We start from the raw sequence: 25,207 nt of genomic DNA, 5'->3' as shown, positions 1-25,207 counted from the left end.
CGCGCAGCGCCAAGGGTGCACCAATGAGCCTGGCGGCCTATGCCTGCCACCCCGCGCAGTCGCGCGGGAGGCGCCATGCCGAACCGCCCGCGCCTACGCGCGATGCCTTCCAGCGCGACCGCGATCGCATCGTCCATTCCACCGCCTTCCGCCGACTGGTCTACAAGACCCAGGTTTTCCTGAACCACGAAGGTGACCTGTTCCGCACGCGCCTGACGCATTCGCTTGAAGTCGCCCAACTGGGCCGCTCGATCGCACGCGCCTTGCGCATCAACGAAGACCTGGTCGAGGCCATCGCGCTGGCGCATGACCTGGGCCACACGCCATTCGGCCATGCCGGCCAGGACGCGCTCAACGCCTGCATGACGGGGCACGGCGGCTTCGAGCACAACCTGCAGAGCCTGCGCGTGGTCGATGCGCTCGAGCACCGCTATCCGCAGTACGACGGCCTGAATCTCAGCTTCGAGACCCGCGAAGGCATCCTCAAGCACTGCTCGCGCGCCAACGCCGAGCGCATCGAGGCGACTGAGCCGCAAGGCGTGGCGCGGCGTTTTCTCGACCGCACGCAGCCGGCGCTCGAAGCGCAGTTGTGCAACCTGGCCGACGCCATCGCCTACAACGCCCACGACATCGACGACGGCGTGCGCTCGGGCCTCATCAGCGTCGAGCAACTGGCCGAGGTGGAGCTGTTCGAGCGCTACCGCCGCGAAGCGCTGGCCGAGCATCCGCAGTTGCAGGACCGGCGCGTGCTCTACGAAACCATCCGGCGCATGCTGAGTGCACAGGTCTACGACGTGATCGACGCGACGCGCGCGGCGCTCGAAACGCTCGCGCCGGTCGACGCCGATGCGGTGCGCAAGGCCCCGCCCGTTGTTGCTTTCAGTGCGACCATGCAGGCCCAGTCGGACGAACTCAAGCGTTTCCTGTTCCGCAATCTCTACCGGCATCCGCAGGTCACCCAGACCACCGACCAGGCGCAACAGGTGGTGCGCGAACTGTTCGAGGCCTACCTGGAACGCGGTGACGAGATGCCGGCCTCCTACGGCGACCGCCACGACCGGCACCGTGCAGTGGCCGACTACATCGCCGGAATGACCGATCGCTTTGCGATGCGCGAGCACGAGCGGCTCACCGGCCGCCGGGGGATCGCATGAGCACAGCCACCAAGGCACGCGTGCCCGCTGCCGTCTTCGCGGTGCTGCTGGGTGGGGTCAGCGGTGCCCTGCACCTCGGCAAGTTGCCGCCAGCCGTGCCGGCGTTGCAGGCCTCGCTCGGCATCAGCCTCGTGGAGGCTGGTTTCCTGCTGTCGCTGGTGCAGGTGGCCAGCATGACCCTGGGGCTGATCGCCGGCCTCGCGGCCGACACCATCGGGCTGCGTCGCAGCATGCTGACCGGGCTGGTGGTGTTGACGGTCGCCAGCCTGCTGGGCGGTGCGGTCGGCGCGGGGCTTGTGGGCGGCGCCCATGCGGTGCAGTGGCTGCTGGTTCTTCGTGCCGTCGAGGGCATCGGCTTTCTGCTGTCGGTCATGCCGGGGCCGGGCCTGATCCGTGCGCTCACGCCGCCGGGCGCGGACAAGGCCGCGCTGGGGCTGTGGGGTGCCTACATGCCGCTCGGCGTCGCGCTTGCGCTGCTGCTCGGGCCGGCTTTGATCGCGTGGGGCGGGTGGGCCGACTGGTGGTGGCTGTTGTCGATGGTCTCGGCCGTGGCGGCCATCTGGGTCTGGATGGCCGTGCCTTCGGACCGCTTTCGTCCGGCCGCAGCGGGCAGTGTGTCCACGGGCTGGGCGCCGCGCCTGCGCGCCACCGTCGGCGCTCGTGCGCCCTGGCTGATCGCGCTGACATTCGCCGTGTACTCGGCGCAGTGGATGGCGGTGATCGGCTTCCTCCCGGCCATCTATGCCGGCGCGGGCGTGCCGGCCGGGTGGAACGCCGTGCTCACGGCGCTCGCGGCCGCCATGAACATCGTCGGCAACATTGCCGGTGGACGCTGGCTGCAGCGCGGCATAGCGCCCGAGCGCCTTCTGCAATGGGGTTTCCTGGCGATGGCACTGGGTGGCGTGGCGGCATTCGCGCAAGTGGGGCAGGGCGCCGATGCGGCGGGCCTGCCGCCGGCGCTTCGCTACATCGCGGTCTGTGTCTTCTCCCTGGGCGGCGGCATGGTGCCGGCAACGCTGTTCCTGCTTGGCGTGCGGCTGGCGCCCAGCCCGAACACCGTGTCCACGACGGTCGGGCTGATGCAGCAGGCGTCCTCGCTCGGCCAGTTCCTGGCACCGCCGGCGGTCGCGTGGGTGGCGAACCGTGTTGGCGGCTGGCACTGGACCTGGACCGCGACGCTGGCCTGCTCGCTGGCCGGCATGCTGCTCGCGCGGCGGCTGGGGCGGATTCACCCTGCGGCGGAGGCGGCATGACCGGTCCGACGACAATCACTGCCGCTCAGGCCGAAGCCGACACGCGGCGCTGGCTCGAGCGCGCGGTGATCGGCCTCAACCTGTGCCCGTTCGCAAAGGCGGTGCACGTGAAGGCGCAGATCCACTACGCCACCTACTTGCCCACCGAGGAGGCCGACCTGATGGATGCGCTCCTTTCCGAAGCCCGCGAGCTCGCAGCCCTCGACGCCTCCGTGCGCGACACCACCCTTTTGATGGCACCCAACACCTTGGCGGATTTTCTGGACTTCAACGATTTCACGGCGCGCGCCGAGCGCCGTCTTGCACGCGCGGGCTTCGACGGCGTGCTGCAACTGGCGAGCTTTCATCCGCAGTTCCAGTTCGGCGGCACAGAGCCCGATGACATCGGCAACGCCACCAACCGCGCGCCTTACCCGACGCTGCACCTGCTGCGCGAAGACAGCGTGAGCCGTGCGGTCGAGGCCTTTCCCGAGGCGGAGGCGATCTTCGAGCGCAACATCGACACGCTCGAGGCGCTGGGTGCGGCGGGCTGGGCCGCGCTCGACGTGGGTGCCGGGAGCGCGAAGCCATGAATGCCGCCAAAGCCGCCACCCATCCCGTGAAAACCAACAAGGCCGCCAAGGCCGACGCGGAGCTGGCCGAAGTCCTGCGTCCGGGCCAATCCATCGAGCTGCTGAAAGAGCTGCACATCCTCACGCGCGAGGGGCGACTCAACCAGGATTCACGGCGCAAGCTCAAGCAGGTCTATCACCTGTTCCAGTTCATCGAGCAATTGCTGCGCGAGCTGCCGGAAGAGGGCGCCGGCGCCACGCTGGCCGACCATGGCGCGGGCAAGTCGTACCTGGGCTTCATCATCTACGACCTGTTCTTCCGGGCACGCCAGGGCGGTCACGTCTACGGCATCGAGACGCGCTCCGAGCTGGTCGAAAAATCACGGGCGCTGGCGCAGCGCCTGGGTTTCGGCCGCATGTCGTTCCTGAACCTGACGGTCGCCGAATCGGCCCAAGCCAGCGAACTGCCCGATCAGATCGATGTGGTCACCGCGCTGCACGCTTGCGACACCGCCACCGACGACGCCATCGCCTTCGGCCTCGCCAAGAAGGCGCGCTGCATGGTGCTGGTGCCCTGCTGCCAGGCCGAAGTGGCCGCCTGCCTGCGCGAGACCAAGGCGCTGGCGTTGTCGCGCACGCCGCTGGCCGAGCTGTGGCGCCATCCGCTGCACACGCGCGAGATCGGCAGTCAGCTCACCAACGTGCTGCGCTGCCTGTACCTGGAAGCCAACGGCTACAGCGTGACGGTCACCGAACTGGTCGGCTGGGAGCACAGCATGAAGAACGAGCTGATCCTGGCGCGCTACACCGGCCAGCGCAAGGCGAGCGCGGCGACGCGGCTTGGCGAGCTGCTGTCGCAGTTCGGGCTCGATACGCTCGGCGACACGCGCTTCCGGCTCGGCTGAGCCGGCTTCTCCCGGTGTTACGCGGGGCGGGGCGCTGCGCCGCGTGACGCCAGCAGCTCTTCCAGTGCATCGCGAGACGGCCAGGCCACCACCTTCCAAGGGCTGAGTTCGTCTTCGAGCAGCTTTTCCGACACCGAGCCCAGGAGCTTGCGCCCGAGGATGTTGCTACCGGGCGCATTCCGCTCGCCTGCCAGGAAGCTCTGCGCGTAGTTGGGCCAACCGTCGAAGTGCTCGACCGCCAGCACCACGGCGGGTTCCAGCCAGTCGAGCGCCGTGCCGGCGCTGACGTAGCCCACGGCGGCGGCGCCCGTTGACAGATGGGCTGCGCGGGCGATCCAGAGCGCCAAATCGTCGTCGGAGGGCTGAGAGGGAAGGCCGTCGACGATTTCAGTCACCACTGATTCCGCTTCGTTCGCATTCGTGACCGAGAAGTCGCGCGCCAGCAACTTCTTCCAGGCCTCGACTTCATCGGGTGCGATGTCGACGCACAACAGGTGCACCGCGCTGCGCTGTGCTTCGCGCGCTTCTTTCAAGTCGGGGCCGAAGGTCTGGCGATACACGGCGGCCAGCGCGACTGCGAAGTTCTCGTAGCGCGAAGAAGCGGCGAGGCGCGCCTTCAGCGCGGCATTGCCCTCTTGCAGCGCGGCCTGTCGGGCAGCCTCTTCCTCGGCGAGTTCGGCCTTTCCCTCCGCGATGCCCTCCTTGACCGAATCGAGCATTTCCTTGAAGAACTTGAACATCGATGGCTCCCCCGTCACGTTGGTGAATGGCCGCTTAGGATACAAGCCCTGCGCCACAACCTATCCCATGGCCCGTCTCCCTCGTCTCACGCTGGCCGACATGCCGCACCACGTGATCCAGCGCGGCAACAACCGCCAGCCGATCTTTGTCGATCGCGCGGACCACGAAAAGCTGCTCGGCCTCATGGCCGAGAACGCCACGCGTTTCGGCATCGCGCTGCATGCCTATGTGCTGATGGACAACCACTTCCATCTGTTGGCCACGCCGAACAGCACCACCGGCCTGCCGCAGTTCATGCAGTCGGTGGGGCGCAGCTACGTGCGCTACTTCAACGACCGCCACGGCCGCAGCGGCACCCTGTGGGAAGGGCGCTACCGGTCGACGCTGATCCAGACTGATCGCTACCTTCTGACCTGCATGGCCTACATCGACCTCAATCCGGTGCGGGCGGGCATGGTGGCCGACGCGCGCGACTTCCCCTGGTCCAGCCACGGCCACTACGCCGGATTGCGGCACGACCGGCTGCTCACGCCGCATCCGCTGTACTGGGAATTGGGCAACACGCCCTTCGCGCGCGAGGCGGCCTACGTCGACTTGGTGCGCAGCGGGGTGCGCACGGCGGACCAGACCGCGCTGACCGAAGCCACTTTGCGGGGCTGGGCGGCGGGGGACGGCGATTTTCTCGACTCGCTGCAAAAGGCCACGGACCGCCGCGTGATCAAAGCGAAGGCCGGTCGGCCGCCTTCGAAACCGTCTTCTGAGTAATCAAATGGCCTAGAGCCATTGCAGTAGTTGGATCTTTTGCTCCTGTTTTTAATGTGTCCCTAATTTAATTCTGACCAGAAAACCCGGGATTTAATAAGAGTCTGACCCCTATTAAAGTGTTTGGCATTCTTTGTGCATCGCAATATGCTCCCTTTCCCTGCGAAAACTGAAGGAGCGCGCCATGACGACGGCTGCCGAGATCGAACATCTCCAAAAAAACGGTCTGTATTCCGGTGCTGATGAGCACGATGCCTGCGGCGTCGGCTTCGTGGCCCACATCAAGGGCGAGAAAAGCCACGCCATCGTGCTGCAGGGCTTGAAGATTCTTGAAAACCTCGACCATCGCGGCGCAGTGGGCGCTGACAAGCTGATGGGCGACGGGGCCGGCATCCTGATCCAGTTGCCCGACCACCTGTACCGCGAAGAGATGGCCAAGCAGGGCGTCACACTGCCTCCGCCCGGTGAATACGGCGTCGGCATGATCTTCCTGCCGAAGGAACACGCCTCGCGCGAAGCCTGCGAACAAGAGATGGAACGCGCCATCAAGGCCGAAGGCCAGGTGCTGCTCGGCTGGCGCGACGTCCCGGTCAACCGCGACATGCCCATGTCGCCCACCGTGCGCGCCAAGGAGCCGCTGCTGCGCCAGGTCTTCATCGGCCGCGGCAACGACGTGATCGTGCAGGACGCGCTCGAACGCAAGCTGTATGTGATCCGCAAGACCGCCAGCGCCAACATCCAGCGCCTGAAGCTCAAGCACAGCAAGGAATACTACGTTCCGAGCATGTCGAGCCGCACCGTGGTCTACAAGGGCCTGCTGCTCGCCGATCAGGTCGGTACCTACTACCTCGACCTGCAGGACAAGCGCTGCGTCTCGGCCCTGGGCCTGGTGCATCAGCGCTTCTCGACCAACACCTTCCCCGAATGGCCGCTGGCCCACCCGTACCGCTACGTCGCCCACAACGGCGAAATCAACACGGTCAAGGGCAACTACAACTGGATGAAGGCGCGCGAAGGCGTGATGTCGTCGCCTGTGCTCGGCGCCGACCTGCAGAAGCTTTACCCGATCAGCTTCGCCAACCAGTCCGACACCGCCACCTTCGACAACTGCCTCGAGCTGCTGACGATGGCTGGCTATCCGATCAGCCAGGCCGTGATGATGATGATCCCGGAGCCCTGGGAACAGCACGCCACGATGGACCCGCGCCGCCGCGCGTTCTACGAATACCACGCCGCGATGCTCGAGCCGTGGGACGGCCCTGCCTCCATCGTGTTCACCGACGGCCGCCAGATCGGCGCCACGCTCGACCGCAACGGCCTGCGCCCCTCGCGCTACTGCGTGACCGACGACGACCTGGTCATCATGGCTTCCGAATCGGGCGTGCTGCCCGTGCCCGAGCAGAAGATCGTGCGCAAGTGGCGCCTGCAGCCCGGCAAGATGTTCCTGATCGACCTGGAGCAGGGCCGCATGATCGACGACGAGGAGGTCAAGGCCACCCTCGCCAACAGCAAGCCCTACAAGCAGTGGATCGAAAACCTGCGCATCAAGCTCGACAGCGTGAAGGCCGAACCGGTCTCCGCGCCGCTCAGCCAGGTCGCGCTGCTCGACCGCCAGCAGGCCTTCGGCTACACCCAGGAAGACATCAAGTTCCTGATGAGCCCGATGGCGCAGGCTGGTGAAGAAGGCATCGGCTCCATGGGCAACGACAGCCCGCTGGCCGTGCTCTCGAACAAGAACAAGCCGCTCTACAACTACTTCAAGCAGCTGTTCGCGCAAGTGACGAACCCGCCGATCGATCCGATCCGCGAAGCGATCGTGATGTCGCTGGTGTCCTTCATCGGCCCCAAGCCCAACCTGCTGGACATCAACCAGGTCAACCCGCCGATGCGGCTCGAAGTGAGCCAGCCGATCCTCGACTTCGCCGACATGGCGAAGCTGCGCGACATCGGCAAGTACACGCAGGGCAAGTTCAAGAGCTACGTGCTCGACATCACCTACCCGCTCGCCTGGGGCGACGAAGGCGTCGAAGCCAAGCTGGCTTCGCTGTGCGCCGAAGCGGTGGACGCCATCAAGGGCGGCCACAACATCCTGATCGTGAGCGACCGCGGCGTGAGCCCGACGCAAGTGGCGATTCCGGCGGTGCTCGCACTGTCGGCCGTCCATCAGTACCTGGTCCGTGAAGGCCTGCGCACCACCGCCGGCCTCGTCGTTGAGACCGGTTCGGCGCGCGAAGTACATCACTTCGGCGTGCTCGCCGGCTACGGCGCGGAAGCCGTGCACCCGTACCTCGCGATGGAAACCCTGGCCGCCATGCACGCCGACCTGCCGGGCGACCTGAGCGCCGACAAGGCGGTCTACAACTACGTGAAGGCCATCGGCAAGGGTCTGTCGAAGATCATGTCGAAGATGGGTGTCAGCACCTACATGAGCTACTGCGGCGCGCAGCTCTTCGAAGCCATCGGCCTGAACAGCGAGACCGTCAACAAGTACTTCACCGGCACCGCCAGCCGCGTCGAGGGCATCGGCGTCTTCGAGATCGCTGAAGAAGGCATCCGCATGCACAAGGCCGCCTTTGGCGATGACCCGGTGCTCGCCAACATGCTCGACGCCGGCGGCGAATACGCCTGGCGCACGCGTGGCGAAGAGCACATGTGGACGCCCGACGCCATCGCCAAGCTGCAGCACAGCACGCGTGCCAACAACTGGAACACGTACAAGGAATACGCGCAGCTCATCAACGACCAGAACCGCCGCCACCTCACGCTGCGCGGCCTGTTCGAGTTCAAGATCGATCCGGCCAAGGCCATTCCAGTCGATGAAGTCGAAGCGGCCGCTGAAATCGTCAAGCGCTTCGCCACCGGCGCGATGTCTCTCGGCTCGATCAGCACCGAGGCGCACGCCACGCTCGCCATTGCCATGAACCGCATCGGTGGCAAGAGCAACACCGGCGAAGGCGGCGAAGACCCGGCGCGCTACCGCAACGAACTCAAGGGCATCCCGATCAAGCAGGGCGACACGCTCAAGAGTGTGATCGGCGCGGCCAACGTCGAGGTCGACCTGCCGCTCGCCGATGGCGACTCGCTGCGTTCGCGCATCAAGCAAGTTGCGTCGGGCCGCTTCGGCGTCACGGCCGAGTACCTGCACTCGGCCGACCAGATCCAGATCAAGATGGCGCAAGGTGCCAAGCCGGGCGAGGGCGGCCAGCTCCCGGGCGGCAAGGTCACCGAGTACATCGGCAAGCAGCGCTATGCGGTGCCGGGCGTGGGCCTCATTTCGCCGCCGCCGCACCACGACATCTACTCGATCGAAGACCTCGCGCAGCTCATCCACGACCTGAAGAACACCGCGCCGCACGCCAGCATCAGCGTGAAGCTGGTGAGCGAAATCGGCGTCGGCACCATCGCGGCGGGCGTGGCCAAGTGCAAGAGCGACCACGTCGTGATCGCCGGCCATGACGGCGGCACGGGCGCATCGCCCTGGTCGTCGATCAAGCATGCGGGCAGCCCGTGGGAAATCGGCCTGGCCGAAACGCAGCAGACGCTGGTGCTCAATCGCCTGCGCAGCCGCATCCGCGTGCAGGCCGACGGCCAGATGAAGACCGGCCGCGACGTCGCCATCGGCGCGCTGCTGGGCGCGGACGAATTCGGCTTCGCCACCGCGCCGCTGGTGGTCGAGGGCTGCATCATGATGCGCAAGTGCCACCTCAACACCTGCCCGGTGGGCGTGGCCACGCAAGACCCGATCCTGCGCAAGAAGTTCTCGGGCAAGCCCGAGCACGTCGTCAACTACTTCTTCTTCGTTGCGGAAGAAGTGCGCCAGATCATGGCTCAGCTCGGCATCCGCAAGTTCGACGACCTGATCGGCCGCGCCGACCTGCTCGACATGCGCAAGGGCATCGAGCACTGGAAGGCTTCGGGCCTGGACTTCAGCCGCCTGTTCGCGCTGCCGAACGTGCCGGCCGAGGTGCCGCGCTTCCACGTCGAGAACCAGGACCATGGCCTCGAACGTGCGCTCGACGTCAAGCTCATCGAGAAGTCGCGTCCCGCCATCGAAAAGGGCGAGAAGGTGCAGTTCATCGAAGTGGCACGCAACGTCAACCGCTCGGTGGGCGCGATGCTCTCGGGTGCGCTGACCAAAGTGCATCCGCAGGGCCTGCCCGACGACTCGATCCGCATCCAGCTCGAAGGCACGGGCGGCCAGTCGTTCGGCGCCTTCCTGGCACGCGGCATCACGCTGTACCTGATCGGCGACGCCAACGACTACACCGGCAAGGGCCTCTCGGGCGGCCGCGTGGTGGTGCGTCCCAGCCTCGACTTCCGCGGCGAAGCGGTGCGCAACACGATCGTCGGCAACACCGCGCTGTACGGTGCAACCACCGGCGAGGCCTACCTCTGCGGCGTGGCCGGCGAACGCTTTGCGGTGCGCCTGTCGGGCGCCACGGCGGTCATCGAAGGCACCGGCGACCACGGCTGCGAATACATGACCGGCGGCACGGTGGCCGTGCTCGGCAAGACGGGCCGCAACTTCGCAGCCGGCATGAGCGGCGGCGTGGCTTTCGTCTACGACGAAGACGGCCAGTTCGCCTCGCGCTGCAACCTCTCGATGGTCTCGCTCGACAAGGTGCTGACCTCGGCCGAGCAAACGGCGAGCGTGCATCGCAAGATCTGGCATGGCGGCGAGACCGACGAAGCCCAGCTCAAGAAGCTGCTCGAAGAGCACCACCGCTGGACCGGCAGCAAGCGCGCACGCGAGCTGCTCGACACCTGGGCCGTGTCGCGCACCAAGTTCGTCAAGGTGTTCCCGAACGAATACAAGCGCGCGCTTGCCGAGCTGCACGACCGCAAGGTCGAGCTGACCAGCAGCGGCAACAACGCGCACGTGGGCCTGGAGCCGCACGCACTGGCCGCACCCGCTGCCACGGCCGCCGTCTGAGCGCGGCACAGCTACGAAGAACAGAGGACATCACGATGGGAAAGATCACCGGCTTCATGGAGCACGAGCGCATCGAAGAGGGCTACAAGCCCGTCGACGAGCGCGTCAAGCACTACAAGGAATTCGTCGTCGGCCTGAACACCGAGCAGGCCAAGGTACAGGGCGCGCGCTGCATGGACTGCGGCACGCCGTTCTGCAACAGCGGCTGCCCGGTCAACAACATCATTCCGGACTTCAACGACCTCGTGTACCGCAACGACTGGCAGAACGCCTTCGCGGTGCTCGACTCGACGAACAACTTCCCCGAGTTCACCGGCCGCATCTGCCCCGCGCCCTGCGAGGCAGCCTGCGTGCTCAATGTGAACGACGACGCGGTCGGCATCAAGTCGCTGGAGCACGCGATCATCGATCGCGCCTGGGACGAAGGCTGGGTCGCGCCGCGCGTGGCCAAGCACAAGACCGGCAAGAAGGTCGCCGTGGTCGGGGCCGGCCCCGCCGGCATGGCTGCCGCGCAGCAGCTGGCGCGCGTCGGCCACGACGTGACGCTGTTCGAGAAGAACGACCGCATCGGCGGCCTGCTGCGCTACGGCATTCCCGACTTCAAGATGGAGAAGACCCACATCGATCGCCGCGTCGAGCAGATGAAGGCCGAGGGCGTGAGCTTCCGTACCGGCGTCATGGTCGGTGCCGCGAAAGATCCGCTGGGCAAGGGTTCCAAGGTCACCAACCTGGCCAAGGAAACCATCACGCCCGAGCAACTGCAGAAAGAGTTCGACGCCGTGCTGCTCACCGGCGGTGCCGAGCAGTCGCGCGACCTGCCGGTGCCCGGCCGCGATCTCGACGGCATTCACTTCGCGATGGAGTTCCTGCCGCAGCAGAACCGCGTCAACGCAGGCGACAAGGTCAAGGGCCAGCTGCGCGCCGACGGCAAGCACGTGATCGTCATCGGCGGTGGCGACACAGGCTCCGACTGCGTGGGCACCAGCAACCGCCATGGCGCGGTCAGCGTCACGCAGTTCGAACTGATGCCGCAGCCGCCCGAAGAAGAAAACCGCCCGCTGACCTGGCCGTACTGGCCGATCAAGCTGCGTACCAGCTCCAGCCATGAAGAGGGTTGCGAGCGCGAGTTCGCCATTTCCACCAAGGAGTTCATCGGCGAGAAGGGCAAGGTCTCGGGCCTGAAGACCGTTCGCGTCGAATGGAAGGACGGCAAGATGCAGGAAGTGTCCGGCAGCGAGCAAGTGCTCAAGGCCGACCTCGTGCTGCTGGCCATGGGCTTCATCAGCCCCGTGGCCACCGTGCTCGATGCCTTCGGTGTCGAGAAGGATGCACGCGGCAACGCGCGGGCCACGGTCGACTTCATCGGCGGCTATGCCACGAACGTGCCCAAGGTGTTTGCCGCCGGCGACATTCGCCGCGGCCAGTCGCTGGTTGTGTGGGCCATTCGCGAAGGCCGTCAAGCCGCGCGTTCGGTGGATGAATTTCTGATGGGTTTCAGCGACTTACCTCGCTGATTTTTGTTTCAATTTCGCGGCCGCGCTCGCGGCCCCGTTATCATCCGCTGGAAAACCGCGCGCCGGGATGCTTGAAAAAGCGCCCGGCTTTTTTATTGAGATGGACCCAGCCACCACGCCACATCCCTTCGTAGAGTTTCGAGACGTCACGTTCGGCTACGGCGCGCGCGCGATCCTCGATGGCGTTTCGTTCAGCGTGCCGCGCGGCAAGGTGACGGCGCTGATGGGAGCCTCGGGCGGCGGCAAGACCACGGTCTTGCGATTGATCGGCGGACAGCAACGCGCGCAGCGCGGCGAGGTCCTGTTCGACGGTCAGGATGTCGTCAGGTTCGACGCCAAGGCGCTCTATGCGGCGCGGCGTCGCATGGGCATGCTGTTCCAGTTCGGCGCGCTGTTCACCGACATGAGCGTGTTCGACAACGTGGCGTTTCCACTGCGCGAACACACGCAACTGTCTGAAGCGCTGGTACGCGACATCGTGCTCATGAAGCTCGATGCGGTCGGCCTGCGCGGCGCGCGCGACCTGATGCCCAGTGAAGTGTCGGGCGGCATGGCGCGTCGCGTGGCGCTGGCGCGTGCGATCGCGCTCGACCCCGATCTCGTGATGTACGACGAACCCTTCGCGGGCCTCGATCCGATTTCGCTCGGCACGGCCGCGCGGTTGATCCGTCAGCTCAACGACACGCTGGGGCTGACCAGCATCATCGTGTCGCACGACCTCGAAGAAACATTCCGTATCGCCGACCACGTGATCATCCTGGCCAACGGCGGCATCGCCGCGCAGGGCACGCCCGACGACGTGCGCCAGAGCAACGACCCGCTGGTGCACCAGTTCGTGAATGCCTTGCCCGACGGGCCCGTGCGGTTCCATTACCCGGGCGTCAGCATCGAAGACGATTTCGGCAATGTCGAAGGAGGGCGCTCATGAGCTGGTGGAAGCCCGCCGATATCGGCTTTGCCGTGCGCAGCCATCTGGCGAATCTTGGCTACGGCGCCAAGCTCTTCATGCGGCTCGTCGGCCCGGGCGCGCAGATCATGCGTCGCTTCGGACTCGTGCGCGACCAGATCCATTTCCTTGGCAATTACTCGCTCGCGATCATTGGTGTGTCAGGGCTGTTCGTCGGCTTCGTGCTGGGCCTGCAGATGTACTACGCGCTGCAGCGCTACGGGTCGTCCGAGGCGCTGGGGCTGCTGGTCACCCTGAGTCTCGTGCGCGAACTCGGGCCCGTGGTGGCCGCCTTGTTGTTCACCGGGCGCGCGGGCACTTCGCTCACCGCCGAGATCGGTCTCATGAAGGCCGACGAGCAATTGAGCGCCATGGAAATGATGGCGGTCGATCCGGTGCAGCGCATCCTTGCGCCGCGCTTCTGGGCGGGCGTCATCACGATGCCGCTGCTGGCGGCGGTGTTCAGCGCGGTCGGCATCATGGGCGGCTACGTGGTGGGCGTGCTGATGCTGGGCGTGGACCCGGGCGCGTTCTGGGGGCAGATGCAGGGTGGCGTCGATGTGTGGCGCGACGTGGGCAACGGCGTCATCAAGAGCATCGTCTTCGGTTTCACCGTGACCTTCATCGCATTGCTGCAGGGCTACGAAGCGCAGCCCACGCCTGAAGGCGTGTCGCGCGCAACCACGCGGACCGTGGTCAGTGCATCGCTGGCGGTGCTGGGTCTGGACTTCCTCCTGACCGCCATGATGTTCAGTATATGAACGGGCACACCCCCAGGCTTGCCCACTTCGCGTGGCCGCCAACTCCCTTGCCGGGGGCAACACCAGCAGCCCGGCAAGGCCGGTTCTGCGGTGTTCCCCGAATGAGTCAATCCGTAGGAATTTAGGAAGAGTCGATATGCAACGTTCCAACAATGACATCTGGGTCGGCCTGTTCGTGCTGATCGGCGGGGCCGCATTGCTGTTCCTTGCGCTGCAGTCGGCCAACCTGCTGAGCCTGAACTTCCAGAAGACCTACGCGGTCACTGCGCGCTTCGACAACATTGGCGGCCTCAAGCCGCAGACCGCGGTCAAGAGCGCGGGCGTGGTGGTCGGCCGTGTGGAATCAATCTCCTTCGACGACAAGACCTTTCAGGCCAGCGTGACGCTGGCATTGCAAAACCGCTACAGTTTTCCCAAGGACAGTTCGCTCAAGATTCTGACCAGTGGCTTGCTTGGAGAGCAGTACATCGGAATCGAGGCGGGCGCCGAAGAGAAGAACTTGCAAGCCGGCGACACCATCACCGCGACCCAGTCGGCCGTGGTGCTGGAAAACCTGATCAGCCAGTTCCTGTACAGCAAGGCAGCCGAGGGAAATACGGCGCCTGGATCAGCCAATAAAAAATGAAAACACGATCGAATCTGTCATTTGCTATGAAAAATATAGCTCAATACGCCCGTTGGACGGGCGCTGCAGCCGCCTTTGCGCTCGTGGCCGGTTGCGCCACGGGCCCCAATGCCAATCCGGCCGATCCGTTCGAGTCCATGAACCGTGGCGTTTCGCGCTTCAATGAAACTGTCGACGACGCAGTGCTGGTCCCCGTGGCCACCGCTTACCAGCGGGCCTTGCCCTCGATGGTGCGTTCGGGCGTGAATAACTTCTTCAACAACATCGGCGACGTCTGGAGCCTGGCCAACAACGTGGCCCAGCTCAAGCTGCAGGGCAGCGCCGAGACCTTCATGCGGCTCAACGTCAACACCTTCTTCGGACTCGGTGGACTGCTCGACGTCGCAAGCGACGCGGGCATCTCGCGCCACGAAGAAGACTTCGGCCAGACGCTCGGCTATTGGGGCGTAGGCCCTGGTCCTTACGTGGTGCTGCCGCTGCTGGGCCCGTCGACCCTGCGCGATACCGTGGCGAAGCCGCTGGACTACTACGGCGATCCGCTGGCGCACATGGAAGACGTCCGTTGGCGCAATTCGCTGACCGCCCTGCGCGTGGTCGACACGCGCTCGCAGTACCTGCGCGCGGGCCGACTGCTCGGCGATGCGGCGCTCGACAAGTATTCGTTCACGCGCGATGCGTTCCTGCAGCGCCGCCGCAGCCAGGTCTACGACGGCAATCCTCCGGACGACGGCGCCGGAAAGTAAAGAGGAGCGCGCCAAAGGCGAGCCATGAAGCCGCTTGCATCCGGTTGCAAGGCTTCACCTGCGAGACAGGAACCCGGTCGGCCCCGTGTCGCTCGAATCCGTTTCTGTCTCAGTACTTCGCTTCCTGCGTGTACTTCGTAGATTTTCAAACTTGATTGAGGGACTCACCATGAACAACAAGACCTTGCAACGACGCGATCTCGGCCGCCTGGTGCTGGCCGGTGCCTTGCTGTTCGGCGCCGCCGTCGCCTTCGTGCAGCCTGCGCGTGCGGCCGACGAAGCGCCCGATGCGCTCGTCAAGCGCCTGTCGACCGACGTGCTGGACACGATCAAGGCCGACTCGTCCATCAAGGCGGGCGACGTCAACAAGATCATGCTGTTGGTCGACAGCAAGATCATGCCCAACGTGAACTTCCAGCGCATGACGGCTTCTGCCGTCGGCCCGGCCTGGCGCCAGGCCACGCCCGAGCAGCAAAAGCGGCTGCAGGAAGAGTTCAAGACGCTGCTCGTGCGCACCTACGCCGGCGCGCTCGACCAGGTGACCGACCAGACCGTCACGATCCGTCCCTTCCGCGGTTCGCCCACCGACACCGACGTGCTGGTGCGCACCGAAGTCAAGGGCCGTGGCGACCCGGTGCAGCTCGACTACCGCCTCGAGAAGACGCCCGGCCAGGGCGCCGGCTGGAAGGTCTACAACCTGAATGTGCTGGGCGTATGGCTGGTCGACACCTACCGCACCCAGTTTGCGCAGGAAATCAACAAGAGCGGCATCGACGGCCTGATCGCCGCGCTGGCCGCGCGCAACAAGGGCAACAGCAAGGGCTGACGGGGCGAACGCCATGCTGGTCCTGCCCACCAAGCTCACCCACGACGAGGCCCCCGCCTGCATGCGCATGCTGCAGCAGGGGCTGAAAGGCCAGACCGACTCGTCGTCGACCGTGGTCGATGCCACCGCGCTGGCGCAGTTCGATTCGTCGGCGCTGGCGGTGCTGCTCGAATGCCGGCGCGAGTCGAGCGCGCTGGGACGGGGATTCGCGGTCAAGGGCCTCTCGCCGCGGCTGCGTGAACTGGCGACCCTCTATGGGATCGCGGGCCTTTTGCCCGCCGCGCCCTGACACTGTTGGCCCCCGGCTTTTCACTTCGCTTCGCTGCGTGTAATTCGCCACCCCCCGAGGGTGAGGCGCGGCCCGCCTTGGGGCGGCCCGGCAGCGGCCGCTTGAGGGTATCAGGCCGCTGCGCGGCAGTTTGTGAAGGCGCCCCGTAAAATCACGGGCTCCCATGCCCGCGATCTCATTCCAATCGGTCTCCAAGACCTATCCCCCCTCCAAGCAGCAGCGGGCCCAAGGCAAACAGGGGCTGCGCGCGGTCGACGAGGTCAGCTTCCAGATCGAGCCGGGCGAGTTCTTCGGCCTGCTCGGCCCCAATGGCGCCGGCAAGACCACCCTGATCAGCATGCTCGCAGGGCTGGCGCGCCCCACGTCCGGTGCCATCAGCGTGCACGGCTTCGACGTGCAGCGCGACTATGCCGAGGCGCGGCGCCAACTGGGCATCGTGCCGCAGGAGCTGGTGTTCGATCCCTTCTTCAATGTGCGCGAGTCGCTGCGCATTCAGTCGGGCTACTTCGGCATCAAGAACAACGACGACTGGATCGACGAACTGCTGCACAGCCTGGGCCTGGCCGACAAGGCCACGGCCAACATGCGACAGCTTTCCGGCGGCATGAAGCGCCGTGTGCTGGTGGCACAGGCGCTGGTGCACAAGCCACCGGTGATCGTGCTCGACGAGCCCACGGCCGGTGTTGACGTCGAGCTGCGCCAGACGCTCTGGCAGTTCGTCGCCAAGCTCAACAAGCAGGGCAGTACCGTGCTGCTGACCACCCACTACCTCGAGGAAGCCGAGGCGCTGTGCAGCCGTATCGCGATGCTCAAGCTGGGCCGCGTGATCGCGCTGGACCGCACCAGCGAGCTGCTGAAGTCGGCCGCCAGCAACGTGCTGCGCTTCAAGACCGACGCCATGCTGCCCTGGGCCATCGCCCAGCACGCGCGCATCACCGGGCGCATCGTACAGCTGCCGGCGCAGAACGCGCATGAAGTCGAACAACTGCTGGCCGCGATCCGCGAAGCCGGTGTCGCGGTGGAAGATGTGGAAATGCGCAAGGCCGATCTGGAAGACGTGTTCATCGACCTGATGGCGGGCGAACAGACGCCGCTGGAGGTCGCAAGATGATGGCTGTCACCGGTTGGCGCGCGCTGCTCTACAAAGAAACGTTGCGCTTCTGGAAGGTTGGCTTCCAGACCGTCGGGGCGCCGGTGCTCACTGCGCTGCTGTACCTCATGGTCTTCGGCCATGTGCTCGAAGGCCGCGTCACGGTCTACGGCACCGTCGGCTACACGGCCTTCCTGGTGCCGGGCCTGGTGATGATGAGCGTGCTGCAGAACGCCTTTGCCAACAGCTCGTCGTCGATCATCCAGAGCAAGATCATGGGCAACCTGGTCTTCGTGCTGCTCACGCCGCTGTCGCACTGGGGCTGGTTCTTCGCCTACGTGGGCTCGTCGATCATCCGCGGGCTGGCCGTGGGGCTGGGCGTGTTCGCCGTCACCGTCTTCTTCGCGGTGCCGAGCTTCGTGGCGCCGGTCTGGATCCTGGTGTTCGCGTTGCTGGGCTCGGCCATGCTCGGCACCCTGGGCCTGATCGCCGGCCTCTGGGCCGAGAAGTTCGACCAGATGGCCGTGTTCCAGAACTTCCTGATCATGCCCATGACCTTCCTGTCGGGCGTGTTCTATTCGATCGGCTCGCTGCCCCCGTTCTGGCAGAAGGTGAGCCACCTGAACCCGTTCTTCTACATGATCGACGGCTTCCGCTACGGTTTCTTCGGCGTGAGCGACGCCTCGCCCTGGCTCAGCCTGGGCATCGTCGGCATCGCCTGGCTGGCGGTGAGCGCCATCGCCGTCCACTTGCTGCGCATCGGCTACAAAATCCGAGGCTGAGTCATGGCTCTCCCCCAGTCTTCGCGCACTTCGTGTCGCTTCGCCAACCCCCTTCCGGGGGCAGCGCCAGCGGCCCGGCAAAGCCGGTTCCGCGGCGTTTCCCGATAAATACCCATCTCCATGACCGCCGAACAACTCAAGGCCCTGATCCAGTCCCACCTCCCTTGCGAGCACATCACGCTCGAAGGCGACGGCCGACATTGGTACGCCACCATCGTCTCGGCCGAATTCGAGGGCAAGCGCGCCATCCAGCGCCACCAACGGGTCTACGCCACCCTCGGTGCGAAAATGCACACCGACGAGGTGCATGCGCTTTCGATGAAGACCTACACGCCGGCCGAATGGGCGGCAGTGGAAAAATGACTTTCCGGCCCCTGCGGGCCCCCTGATTTCGCTGGAACTTCGATGGACAAACTTCTGATTCGCGGCGGGCGCCAGCTTCGCGGCGAAGTACTCATTTCCGGCGCCAAGAACGCCGCGCTGCCCGAGCTGTGCGCGGCGCTGCTGACCGACGAGCCCGTGACGCTGCACAACGTGCCGCGCCTGCAGGACGTGTCGACCATGCTCAAGCTGGTGCGCAACATGGGCGTGACCGCCGAGCGCGACGACAACGGCACGGTGAGCTTGAACGCCGGCGACCTGACCAACCCCGAGGCGCCCTACGAACTGGTGAAGACCATGCGCGCCTCCGTGCTGGCGCTGGGCCCGCTGCTGGCGCGCTTCGGCCATGCCAAGGTGTCGCTGCCCGGTGGCTGCGCCATCGGCTCGCGGCCGGTCGACCAGCACATCAAGGGCCTGCAGGCGATGGGCGCCGAGATCGTGGTGGAGCACGGCTACATGGTCGCGCGCCTGCCCGAGGACCGCACGCGCCTGAAGGGCGCGCGCATCCTGACGGACATGGTCACCGTCACCGGCACCGAGAACTTCCTGATGGCTGCCGCGCTGGCCGAGGGCGAGACGCTGCTCGAAAACGCCGCGCAGGAGCCTGAGATCGTCGACCTGGCCGAAATGCTGATCCGCATGGGCGCCAAGATCCAGGGCCACGGCACCAGCCACATCCGCGTGCAGGGCGTCGAAAAGCTGCATGGCTGCACGCACGCCGTGGTGGCCGACCGCATCGAAGCCGGCACCTTCCTGTGCGCTGTGGCGGCCACGGGTGGCGAGGCCTTCCTGCGCCACGCCCGCGGCGACCACCTCGACGCGGTGATCGACAAGCTGCGCGACGCAGGCTGCCAGGTCGCCACCGAACCCGATGGCGTGCGCATCAGCTCGAAAGGCCCGGCCTACGAGCACCTCAAGGCGCAGAGCTTCAGCACCACCGAGTACCCGGGCTTTCCGACCGACATGCAGGCCCAGTTCATGGCCCTGAACGTGATCGCGCGTGGCGCCTCGATGGTCACCGAGACCATCTTCGAGAACCGCTTCATGCACGTGAACGAGATGGTGCGCCTGGGCGCCAACATCCACGTCGAAGGCAAAGTCGCGATGGTCGAGGGCGTGCAGCAGCTCTCGGGTGCCACCGTGATGGCCACCGACCTGCGCGCCTCCGCCAGCCTTGTCATCGCCGGCCTCGTGGCCGAAGGCGAGACGCTGGTCGACCGCATCTATCACCTCGACCGGGGCTACGACCGCATGGAATCGAAACTGCGCGGCCTCGGTGCCGACATTGAACGCGTGACGGGAGCCGCCGCATGATCACCCTGGCGCTTTCCAAGGGCCGCATCTTCGAAGAGACGATGCCCCTGCTGGCAGCCGCCGGCATCGAGGTCACCGAAGACCCCGAGAAGTCGCGCAAGCTCATTCTCGAGACCACCCGGCCCGACGTGCGCGTGGTGCTGGTGCGTGCGTCCGACGTGCCCACCTACGTGCAGTACGGCGGTGCCGATCTCGGCGTGACCGGCCTCGACGTGCTGCTCGAAAACGGCAACCAGGGCATGTACCAGCCGCTCGACCTGCGCATCGCGGCCTGCCGCCTGAGCGTGGCCGTGCGCGCCGATTACGACTACGCCTCGGCCGTGCGCCAGGGCTCGCGCCTGCGCGTGGCGACCAAGTACGTCGGCCTGTCGCGTGACTTCTTTGCCAGCAAGGGCGTGCACGTCGACCTCATCAAGCTCTACGGCAGCATGGAGCTGGCACCGCTCACGGGCCTTGCCGACGCCATCGTCGACCTGGTCTCGACTGGCAACACCCTCAAGGCCAACCACCTGGTCGAGGTCGAACGCATCATGGACATCAGCGCCCGCCTCGTGGTCAACCAGGCCGCGCTCAAGCTCAAGCGCGAGCCCATCCGTCGCATCATCGACGCCTTCGCGTCGGCCATTCCTTCCGCCTGACTTCCTCCTCTTCCATCCGAACCTCATGACTCTGAAAGCAGCCCCCGCCCGTCTGTCCACGACTTCAGCCAGCTTCGACGCTGAATTCAAGGCGCGGCTGCATTGGTCTGCGGATGCGGACGCTGCGATCGAGAAGGTGGTGGCCGACATCCTGACCGATGTGCAAAAGCGCGGCGACGAGGCGGTGCTGGAGTACACGCGCCGCTTTGATGGGCTCGGTGCCGCTGCGGTGCCGGAACTCGAGTTGACCCAGGCCGATTTCAAGGAAGCCTTCGATTCGCTGCCCGCTTCGCAACGCGATGCGCTGCAGGCTGCGGCGGATCGCGTGCGCAGCTATCACGAGGCGCAGAAGAAGGCCAGCGGCGAGAGCTGGAGCTACCGCGACGCGGATGGCACCTTGCTTGGCCAGAAAGTCACGCCGCTGGACCGCGTCGGCATCTATGTGCCTGGCGGCAAGGCGGCCTATCCGTCCAGCTTGTTGATGAACGCGATTCCGGCGCATGTGGCCGGTGTCGGCGAAATCATCATGGTCGTGCCGACGCCTGTGAAGGGCAGCGTCGCGACGGGCGGTGCGGGCGGGCAATCGTCGACGAAGGGTGAGCGCAACGTGCTCGTGCTTGCTGCCGCTTACGTGGCCGGCGTTACGCGCGCCTTCACCATTGGCGGCGCGCAGGCCGTGGCCGCGCTCGCCTACGGCACCGCCACCATTCCAGCGGTCGACAAGATCACCGGCCCCGGCAACGCCTACGTGGCCGCCGCCAAGCGCCGCGTGTTCGGCACCGTGGGCATCGACATGATCGCGGGCCCGAGCGAGATCCTCGTGCTGGCCGATGGCACCACGCCGCCCGAGTGGGTGGCTATGGACCTCTTCAGCCAGGCCGAGCACGACGAGCTGGCGCAGAGCATCCTGCTGTGCCCCGACGCCGCCTACATCGACCGCGTGCAGGCCGAGATCGATCGCCTGCTGCCCGCCATGCCGCGCGCGGAAATCATCGCCGCCTCGCTCAACGGCCGCGGCGCGCTGATCCACACGAAGAACATGGAAGAGGCCTGCGAGATCAGCAACCGCATCGCCCCCGAGCACCTTGAAGTGAGCAGCAGCGAGCCGAACCGCTGGGAGCCATTGCTGCGCCACGCCGGTGCGATCTTCCTCGGCGCCTTCACCAGCGAGAGCCTGGGCGACTACTGCGCCGGCCCCAACCACGTGCTGCCGACCAGCGGCACGGCGCGCTTCTCGAGCCCGCTGGGCGTGTACGACTTCCAGAAGCGTTCCAGCCTGATCGAAGTCAGCGAGGCCGGTGCCCAGGTGCTCGGCCCCATCGCCGTCACGCTGGCCGAGGGCGAGGGCCTGCAGGCGCACGCGGAAGCTGCCCGCATGCGCCTGCGTAAGATCTGAGGCTCCATAACTCGCTTCGGGAGGAGCAAAGATGATTCATCGTTTCTATCGCTCGCGCCTTTTCAAGTTCGCCACGGGTCTTGTCGCGGGCGCAGCCCTGCTGGCCGCCTGCAGCCAGCAACCGCTGGCATTGCGCGACACGGCAAGCACCTCCACGACCAGCGCAGCAGCACCCGCGCCGCAACTCGGCACGCAATGGGGCGAGGGCCTCGAATCGAAGACCCGCACGGTCGCGATCAAGCGCCTCTCCGAAACGCCGGATGACGTGGCCTCGCTGGGCTACAACGAAGCGAGCGCCGTGCGCCGCACGGTCGGTAACGATCCCGAGCGGCGCCTGAACCTGCAACTGGCGCAGGGCGACATCGAATGGTCGGTGCTCGACGAAAACGGCCGCCCGCTGCCGCTGCAGCGCGCACGCCGTGCAGAGGACATGTTCCGGCTGGCCGGTGTCGAAGGCTCGCGCTACACGCTGCGCTTTCGCAACCTCAGCGACCGCAGCTACGAGGTGATCGCCACGGTCGACGGCCTCGACGTGCTGAACGGCAAGCCCGGCAGCCTGCGCAACGGCGGCTACGTGCTGCGCGGGCAGGAGTCGCTGACCATCGAAGGCTTCCGCAAGAGCCAGAACGAAGTCGCCGCTTTCCGCTTTGCCGCGCCGGGTCGTGCCTATGCAGCCAACACCGAGGCAGGCGACGTGCGCAACATCGGCGTGATCGGCGCCGCGGTGTTCGAGCTCGAAGAGCCCAACGTGCCGCGCCGCGCCCGCCGCGATACGACGTCTTCGCAGCCGAACGCCTTCCCGGCCGACGGCTCGTATGCGCCGCCGCCGCGCTACCGCAAGTAGCCGTCGAAGCCCATGAAGCGCACCGCCGTCCTGATGCTGCCGCGCCTGTCGGTGCTGTTGCTCGCACTGGCGGCCGGTGCCGGCGCACAGGCCATGAGCATCCGCGAACTGCGCACGCTCGAAGCCACCGAGAAGGAGGGCAAGGCCTACGCCAGCTACTACCTCGTCGGCGTGCTCGAAGGCCTGCGCGAAGGCGTCGAATCGTCGCAGCGCAATGGCCAGAAGCCCTTGTTCTGCGTCGAGGGCCGCCGCCTCGAACCCTCTATGGCCCGCTCGCTCTACCAGACCGAGCTGAGCCGCAACGCCGACAGTTATGAAGCCGACATGCCCGTGCAACTGGTCATGTCCGGCGCCCTCCGCAACAGCTACCGCTGCACCCGATGACCGCTCCCGATACCGCCCGCTCCCTTCAACGCATCCGCGCCGACGTGCAGTCCATGCATGCCTATGCGGTGCAGGACGCGCGCGGCTTCATCAAGCTCGACGCGATGGAAAACCCCTTCGGCCTGCCGCCAGCGCTGCAGGCCGAGCTGGGCGCGCGGCTCGGCGCGCTGGCACTGAATCGTTACCCGGGCGACCGCGGCGCCGACCTGCAGAGCGCACTGGCCGCCCATGCGCAGATGCCCGAAGGCTTCAGCCTGATGCTGGGCAACGGCTCCGATGAATTGATCTCGCTGCTGGCCATTGCCTGCGACCTGCCCGGCGCCACCGTGCTGGCGCCCGTGCCCGGTTTCGTGATGTACGCCATGAGCGCGCAGCTGCAGGGCCTGCGCTTCGTCGGCGTGCCGCTCACGGCCGACTTCGAGCTCGACGAGGCCGCCATGCTGGCCGCCATCGCGTGCGAGAAGCCCGCCATCGTCTACCTGGCCTACCCAAACAACCCGACCGCCAACCTCTGGGACGACGCCGTCATCGAGAAGATCGTGCAGGCCCAGGGCGCGCAAGGCGGCCTGGTGGTGATCGACGAGGCCTACCAGCCCTTTGCCGCCCGCAGCTACATCGACCGGCTCGCCGGGCACGGCCACGTGCTGCTGATGCGCACGCTCAGCAAGTTCGGCCTGGCCGGCATCCGGCTGGGCTACCTCATGGGGCCGGCCGCGCTGATCGCCGAGATCGACAAGGTGCGCCCGCCCTACAACATCAGCGTGCTCAACTGCGAGTGCGCTTTGTTCGCGCTGGAGCACGCCGAAGTGTTCGAGGCCCAGGCGGCGCAGATCCGCGAGGAGCGCGAGCGCCTGATGACGGGCCTTGGCCGGCTGCCGGGTGTCAAGACCTGGCCCAGCGACGCCAACATGGTGCTTTTGCGCGTGCCCGATGCCGCCAAGACCTTCGAAGGCATGAAGGCACACGGGGTTCTGGTGAAGAACGTTTCTAAAATGCACGAACTGCTGGCAAATTGCCTGCGCCTCACCGTCGGAACGGCCGACGAGAATGCGCGGATGCTCGCGGCACTCGAAGCCTCACTATGACCACCCCCACCCCCCCGGGCAACGCCGATCGCACAGCGACGGTCACCCGCAACACCGCCGAGACGAAGATCACCGTCAGCGTCAACCTCGACGGCACCGGCAAGGCCAAGCTTTCCACTGGCATCGGCTTCTTCGACCACATGCTCGACCAGATCGCCCGCCATGGCCTGATCGACCTCGACATCGACTGCCAGGGCGACCTGCACATCGACGGCCACCACACGGTGGAAGACGTCGGCATCACCCTCGGCCAAGCCGTGGCCCAGGCCATCGGCGACAAGAAGGGCATTCGCCGCTACGGCCATGCCTACGTGCCGCTCGACGAAGCATTGAGCCGCGTGGTCATCGACTTCTCGGGCCGCCCCGGCCTCGTGATGCACGTGCCCTTCACCAGCGGCATGATCGGCACCTTCGACAGCCAGCTCACCTACGAGTTCTTCCAGGGCTTCGTCAACCACGCCTTCGTCACGCTGCACATCGACAACCTCAAGGGCGTGAACGCGCATCACCAGTGCGAGACCGTGTTCAAGGCTTTTGCCCGTGCCATGCGCGGCGCACTGGAACTCGATCCACGTTCCGTCGGCGTCATTCCTTCGACCAAGGGTTCGCTCTGAAACCCTCCAGCGAACAGCCATGAAATCTGCAGACAACACCGTCGCCGTCGTCGACTACGGCATGGGCAACCTGCACTCCGTCTCGCAGGCCGTGCGGCATGCGGCCGACCAGGTCGGCGTGCAGGTCTTCGTCACCTCCGACCCGGACGTGGTGCGCAAGGCCACCCGCGTGGTGCTGCCGGGGCAGGGCGCCATGCCCGACTGCATGCGCGAGCTGCGCGACTCCGGCCTGCAGGAGTCGGTGCTCGAGGCGGCGGCCAGCAAGCCGCTGTTCGGCGTGTGCGTCGGCATGCAGATGCTGCTGTCGCACAGCGACGAAGGGCCGACCGACGGCCTGGGCCTCATTCCGGGCGAGGTTCTCAAGTTCGAGCTGGCCGGGCGCCTGCAATCCGACGGCAGCCGCTTCAAGGTGCCGCAGATGGGCTGGAACCAGGTGCGCCAGGCCCAGCCGCACGCGGTGTGGGCGGGCATTCCCGACCAGAGCTATTTCTACTTCGTGCACAGCTTCTACGCCCGGCCGACCGACGCCCGGCACAGCGTGGGCGAGGCGGACTACGGCGCCCGCTTTACCGCGGCCATCGCACGCGATAACATTTTTGCAACCCAGTTCCACCCGGAGAAGAGTGCGGACCAAGGGTTGCAGCTCTATCGAAATTTCCTCCACTGGAATCCCTGA

25 protein-coding genes are annotated in these 25,207 nt (G+C 66.1%); 24 read left to right on the top strand and 1 reads right to left on the bottom strand.

The window, feature by feature from the left end:
- The first annotated feature begins 23 nt into the window (after nt 1–23).
- From ACGLHS_RS31340 to ACGLHS_RS31325, 4 genes are read left to right on the top strand one after another with little or no spacing between them, the layout of a single operon-like run.
- Entirely contained in the window at nt 24–1,154 is a 1,131-nt protein-coding gene (locus ACGLHS_RS31340) for a deoxyguanosinetriphosphate triphosphohydrolase (RefSeq protein WP_394485700.1), read from the top strand.
- The gene (locus ACGLHS_RS31335; protein WP_394485698.1) at nt 1,151–2,407 is read left to right on the top strand and encodes a CynX/NimT family MFS transporter; all 1,257 of its coding nucleotides are present in this window, start codon (nt 1,151–1,153) and stop codon (nt 2,405–2,407) included. Before ACGLHS_RS31340 ends, ACGLHS_RS31335 begins: the two co-directional genes overlap by 4 nt.
- The gene (locus ACGLHS_RS31330; RefSeq protein ID WP_394485697.1) at nt 2,404–2,979 is read left to right on the top strand and encodes a DUF1415 domain-containing protein; all 576 of its coding nucleotides are present in this window, start codon (nt 2,404–2,406) and stop codon (nt 2,977–2,979) included. Before ACGLHS_RS31335 ends, ACGLHS_RS31330 begins: the two co-directional genes overlap by 4 nt.
- A complete protein-coding gene (locus ACGLHS_RS31325) occupies nt 2,976–3,863 on the top strand; it encodes a class I SAM-dependent methyltransferase (RefSeq protein ID WP_394485696.1) in 888 nt (295 codons plus the stop codon). Before ACGLHS_RS31330 ends, ACGLHS_RS31325 begins: the two co-directional genes overlap by 4 nt.
- A gap of 17 nt (nt 3,864–3,880) precedes the next feature.
- Here ACGLHS_RS31325 and ACGLHS_RS31320 read toward each other — a convergent pair whose 3' ends face one another.
- Nucleotides 3,881–4,603: a DUF1266 domain-containing protein gene (locus ACGLHS_RS31320; RefSeq protein WP_394485695.1), complete on the bottom strand. Its 723-nt coding sequence runs from the start codon at nt 4,601–4,603 to the stop codon at nt 3,881–3,883.
- A gap of 67 nt (nt 4,604–4,670) precedes the next feature.
- Here ACGLHS_RS31320 and ACGLHS_RS31315 point away from each other — a divergent pair, with 67 nt between their 5' ends.
- The 20 genes from ACGLHS_RS31315 (at nt 4,671) to hisH (ending at nt 25,207) form a co-directional block, all read left to right on the top strand.
- A complete protein-coding gene (locus ACGLHS_RS31315) occupies nt 4,671–5,369 on the top strand; it encodes a transposase (RefSeq protein WP_394485694.1) in 699 nt (232 codons plus the stop codon).
- Nucleotides 5,370–5,550: 181 nt separating this feature from the next.
- Entirely contained in the window at nt 5,551–10,299 is a 4,749-nt protein-coding gene (locus ACGLHS_RS31310) for a glutamate synthase-related protein (protein WP_093246089.1), read from the top strand.
- Nucleotides 10,300–10,334: 35 nt separating this feature from the next.
- Nucleotides 10,335–11,813, top strand: coding sequence for a glutamate synthase subunit beta (locus tag ACGLHS_RS31305; RefSeq protein ID WP_394485693.1), 1,479 nt, complete (start codon nt 10,335–10,337; stop codon nt 11,811–11,813).
- 67 nt (nt 11,814–11,880) lie between these two features.
- On the top strand, nt 11,881–12,741 hold the full coding sequence (locus tag ACGLHS_RS31300) for an ABC transporter ATP-binding protein (protein WP_093246086.1): 861 nt from the start codon (nt 11,881–11,883) through the stop codon (nt 12,739–12,741).
- Nucleotides 12,738–13,520, top strand: coding sequence for a lipid asymmetry maintenance ABC transporter permease subunit MlaE (gene mlaE / locus ACGLHS_RS31295; protein WP_093246084.1), 783 nt, complete (start codon nt 12,738–12,740; stop codon nt 13,518–13,520). Before ACGLHS_RS31300 ends, mlaE begins: the two co-directional genes overlap by 4 nt.
- Before the next feature lie 136 nt (nt 13,521–13,656).
- A complete protein-coding gene (gene mlaD / locus ACGLHS_RS31290) occupies nt 13,657–14,145 on the top strand; it encodes an outer membrane lipid asymmetry maintenance protein MlaD (protein WP_093246083.1) in 489 nt (162 codons plus the stop codon).
- A gap of 26 nt (nt 14,146–14,171) precedes the next feature.
- Nucleotides 14,172–14,888, top strand: a complete 717-nt coding sequence (locus tag ACGLHS_RS31285) for a VacJ family lipoprotein (protein WP_394485692.1) — start codon at nt 14,172–14,174, stop codon at nt 14,886–14,888.
- Between the two features lie 169 nt (nt 14,889–15,057).
- On the top strand, nt 15,058–15,714 hold the full coding sequence (locus ACGLHS_RS31280; protein WP_394485691.1) for a phospholipid-binding protein MlaC: 657 nt from the start codon (nt 15,058–15,060) through the stop codon (nt 15,712–15,714).
- A 13-nt stretch (nt 15,715–15,727) separates the two neighbouring features.
- Entirely contained in the window at nt 15,728–16,003 is a 276-nt protein-coding gene (locus tag ACGLHS_RS31275) for a lipid asymmetry maintenance protein MlaB (protein WP_093246078.1), read from the top strand.
- A 163-nt stretch (nt 16,004–16,166) separates the two neighbouring features.
- A complete protein-coding gene (locus tag ACGLHS_RS31270; protein WP_093246077.1) occupies nt 16,167–17,114 on the top strand; it encodes an ABC transporter ATP-binding protein in 948 nt (315 codons plus the stop codon).
- Nucleotides 17,111–17,875: an ABC transporter permease gene (locus tag ACGLHS_RS31265; protein WP_394485690.1), complete on the top strand. Its 765-nt coding sequence runs from the start codon at nt 17,111–17,113 to the stop codon at nt 17,873–17,875. Before ACGLHS_RS31270 ends, ACGLHS_RS31265 begins: the two co-directional genes overlap by 4 nt.
- A 120-nt stretch (nt 17,876–17,995) precedes the next feature.
- Complete coding sequence (locus ACGLHS_RS31260; RefSeq protein WP_394485689.1) at nt 17,996–18,238, top strand: BolA family protein; 243 nt, start codon at nt 17,996–17,998, stop codon at nt 18,236–18,238.
- 42 nt (nt 18,239–18,280) lie between these two features.
- Nucleotides 18,281–19,570 carry a UDP-N-acetylglucosamine 1-carboxyvinyltransferase gene (gene murA, locus ACGLHS_RS31255; RefSeq protein ID WP_394485688.1) on the top strand — a complete coding sequence of 430 codons (1,290 nt, stop codon included), beginning with the start codon at nt 18,281–18,283 and terminating at the stop codon, nt 19,568–19,570.
- On the top strand, nt 19,567–20,208 hold the full coding sequence (hisG, locus tag ACGLHS_RS31250; RefSeq protein ID WP_093246071.1) for an ATP phosphoribosyltransferase: 642 nt from the start codon (nt 19,567–19,569) through the stop codon (nt 20,206–20,208). Before murA ends, hisG begins: the two co-directional genes overlap by 4 nt.
- A 25-nt stretch (nt 20,209–20,233) precedes the next feature.
- Nucleotides 20,234–21,604 carry a histidinol dehydrogenase gene (gene hisD, locus ACGLHS_RS31245; RefSeq protein ID WP_394485687.1) on the top strand — a complete coding sequence of 457 codons (1,371 nt, stop codon included), beginning with the start codon at nt 20,234–20,236 and terminating at the stop codon, nt 21,602–21,604.
- A gap of 31 nt (nt 21,605–21,635) precedes the next feature.
- A complete protein-coding gene (locus ACGLHS_RS31240) occupies nt 21,636–22,448 on the top strand; it encodes a hypothetical protein (protein WP_394485686.1) in 813 nt (270 codons plus the stop codon).
- Nucleotides 22,449–22,460: 12 nt separating this feature from the next.
- Nucleotides 22,461–22,832: a hypothetical protein gene (locus ACGLHS_RS31235; protein ID WP_394485684.1), complete on the top strand. Its 372-nt coding sequence runs from the start codon at nt 22,461–22,463 to the stop codon at nt 22,830–22,832.
- The gene (gene hisC, locus ACGLHS_RS31230) at nt 22,829–23,917 is read left to right on the top strand and encodes a histidinol-phosphate transaminase (RefSeq protein WP_394485683.1); all 1,089 of its coding nucleotides are present in this window, start codon (nt 22,829–22,831) and stop codon (nt 23,915–23,917) included. The genes ACGLHS_RS31235 and hisC overlap by 4 nt, the downstream gene beginning before the upstream one ends.
- Nucleotides 23,914–24,531, top strand: coding sequence for an imidazoleglycerol-phosphate dehydratase HisB (hisB, locus tag ACGLHS_RS31225; RefSeq protein ID WP_394485682.1), 618 nt, complete (start codon nt 23,914–23,916; stop codon nt 24,529–24,531). The genes hisC and hisB overlap by 4 nt, the downstream gene beginning before the upstream one ends.
- A gap of 19 nt (nt 24,532–24,550) precedes the next feature.
- Nucleotides 24,551–25,207 (top strand): imidazole glycerol phosphate synthase subunit HisH, encoded by a 657-nt coding sequence (gene hisH, locus ACGLHS_RS31220; protein ID WP_394485681.1) that lies wholly within the window; start codon nt 24,551–24,553, stop codon nt 25,205–25,207.

The sequence above is a fragment of the Variovorax sp. VaC1 genome (genome assembly GCF_043658315.1).
In the GTDB taxonomy this organism is placed as follows: domain Bacteria; phylum Pseudomonadota; class Gammaproteobacteria; order Burkholderiales; family Burkholderiaceae_C; genus Variovorax.
This window is presented reverse-complemented; position numbering and strand designations above follow the sequence as displayed.

What these genes read in the sequence shown, in the direction of transcription:
- ACGLHS_RS31340 (WP_394485700.1), top strand. Translation starts at nt 24, where the DNA reads ATGAGCCTGGCGGCCTATGCCTGCCACCCCGCGCAGTCGCGCGGGAGG.
- ACGLHS_RS31335 (WP_394485698.1), top strand. Translation starts at nt 1,151, where the DNA reads ATGAGCACAGCCACCAAGGCACGCGTGCCCGCTGCCGTCTTCGCGGTG.
- ACGLHS_RS31330 (WP_394485697.1), top strand. Translation starts at nt 2,404, where the DNA reads ATGACCGGTCCGACGACAATCACTGCCGCTCAGGCCGAAGCCGACACG.
- ACGLHS_RS31325 (WP_394485696.1), top strand. Translation starts at nt 2,976, where the DNA reads ATGAATGCCGCCAAAGCCGCCACCCATCCCGTGAAAACCAACAAGGCC.
- ACGLHS_RS31320 (WP_394485695.1), bottom strand. Translation starts at nt 4,603, where the DNA reads ATGTTCAAGTTCTTCAAGGAAATGCTCGATTCGGTCAAGGAGGGCATC.
- ACGLHS_RS31315 (WP_394485694.1), top strand. Translation starts at nt 4,671, where the DNA reads ATGGCCCGTCTCCCTCGTCTCACGCTGGCCGACATGCCGCACCACGTG.
- ACGLHS_RS31310 (WP_093246089.1), top strand. Translation starts at nt 5,551, where the DNA reads ATGACGACGGCTGCCGAGATCGAACATCTCCAAAAAAACGGTCTGTAT.
- ACGLHS_RS31305 (WP_394485693.1), top strand. Translation starts at nt 10,335, where the DNA reads ATGGGAAAGATCACCGGCTTCATGGAGCACGAGCGCATCGAAGAGGGC.
- ACGLHS_RS31300 (WP_093246086.1), top strand. Translation starts at nt 11,881, where the DNA reads ATGCTTGAAAAAGCGCCCGGCTTTTTTATTGAGATGGACCCAGCCACC.
- mlaE (WP_093246084.1), top strand. Translation starts at nt 12,738, where the DNA reads ATGAGCTGGTGGAAGCCCGCCGATATCGGCTTTGCCGTGCGCAGCCAT.
- mlaD (WP_093246083.1), top strand. Translation starts at nt 13,657, where the DNA reads ATGCAACGTTCCAACAATGACATCTGGGTCGGCCTGTTCGTGCTGATC.
- ACGLHS_RS31285 (WP_394485692.1), top strand. Translation starts at nt 14,172, where the DNA reads ATGAAAAATATAGCTCAATACGCCCGTTGGACGGGCGCTGCAGCCGCC.
- ACGLHS_RS31280 (WP_394485691.1), top strand. Translation starts at nt 15,058, where the DNA reads ATGAACAACAAGACCTTGCAACGACGCGATCTCGGCCGCCTGGTGCTG.
- ACGLHS_RS31275 (WP_093246078.1), top strand. Translation starts at nt 15,728, where the DNA reads ATGCTGGTCCTGCCCACCAAGCTCACCCACGACGAGGCCCCCGCCTGC.
- ACGLHS_RS31270 (WP_093246077.1), top strand. Translation starts at nt 16,167, where the DNA reads ATGCCCGCGATCTCATTCCAATCGGTCTCCAAGACCTATCCCCCCTCC.
- ACGLHS_RS31265 (WP_394485690.1), top strand. Translation starts at nt 17,111, where the DNA reads ATGATGGCTGTCACCGGTTGGCGCGCGCTGCTCTACAAAGAAACGTTG.
- ACGLHS_RS31260 (WP_394485689.1), top strand. Translation starts at nt 17,996, where the DNA reads ATGACCGCCGAACAACTCAAGGCCCTGATCCAGTCCCACCTCCCTTGC.
- murA (WP_394485688.1), top strand. Translation starts at nt 18,281, where the DNA reads ATGGACAAACTTCTGATTCGCGGCGGGCGCCAGCTTCGCGGCGAAGTA.
- hisG (WP_093246071.1), top strand. Translation starts at nt 19,567, where the DNA reads ATGATCACCCTGGCGCTTTCCAAGGGCCGCATCTTCGAAGAGACGATG.
- hisD (WP_394485687.1), top strand. Translation starts at nt 20,234, where the DNA reads ATGACTCTGAAAGCAGCCCCCGCCCGTCTGTCCACGACTTCAGCCAGC.
- ACGLHS_RS31240 (WP_394485686.1), top strand. Translation starts at nt 21,636, where the DNA reads ATGATTCATCGTTTCTATCGCTCGCGCCTTTTCAAGTTCGCCACGGGT.
- ACGLHS_RS31235 (WP_394485684.1), top strand. Translation starts at nt 22,461, where the DNA reads ATGAAGCGCACCGCCGTCCTGATGCTGCCGCGCCTGTCGGTGCTGTTG.
- hisC (WP_394485683.1), top strand. Translation starts at nt 22,829, where the DNA reads ATGACCGCTCCCGATACCGCCCGCTCCCTTCAACGCATCCGCGCCGAC.
- hisB (WP_394485682.1), top strand. Translation starts at nt 23,914, where the DNA reads ATGACCACCCCCACCCCCCCGGGCAACGCCGATCGCACAGCGACGGTC.
- hisH (WP_394485681.1), top strand. Translation starts at nt 24,551, where the DNA reads ATGAAATCTGCAGACAACACCGTCGCCGTCGTCGACTACGGCATGGGC.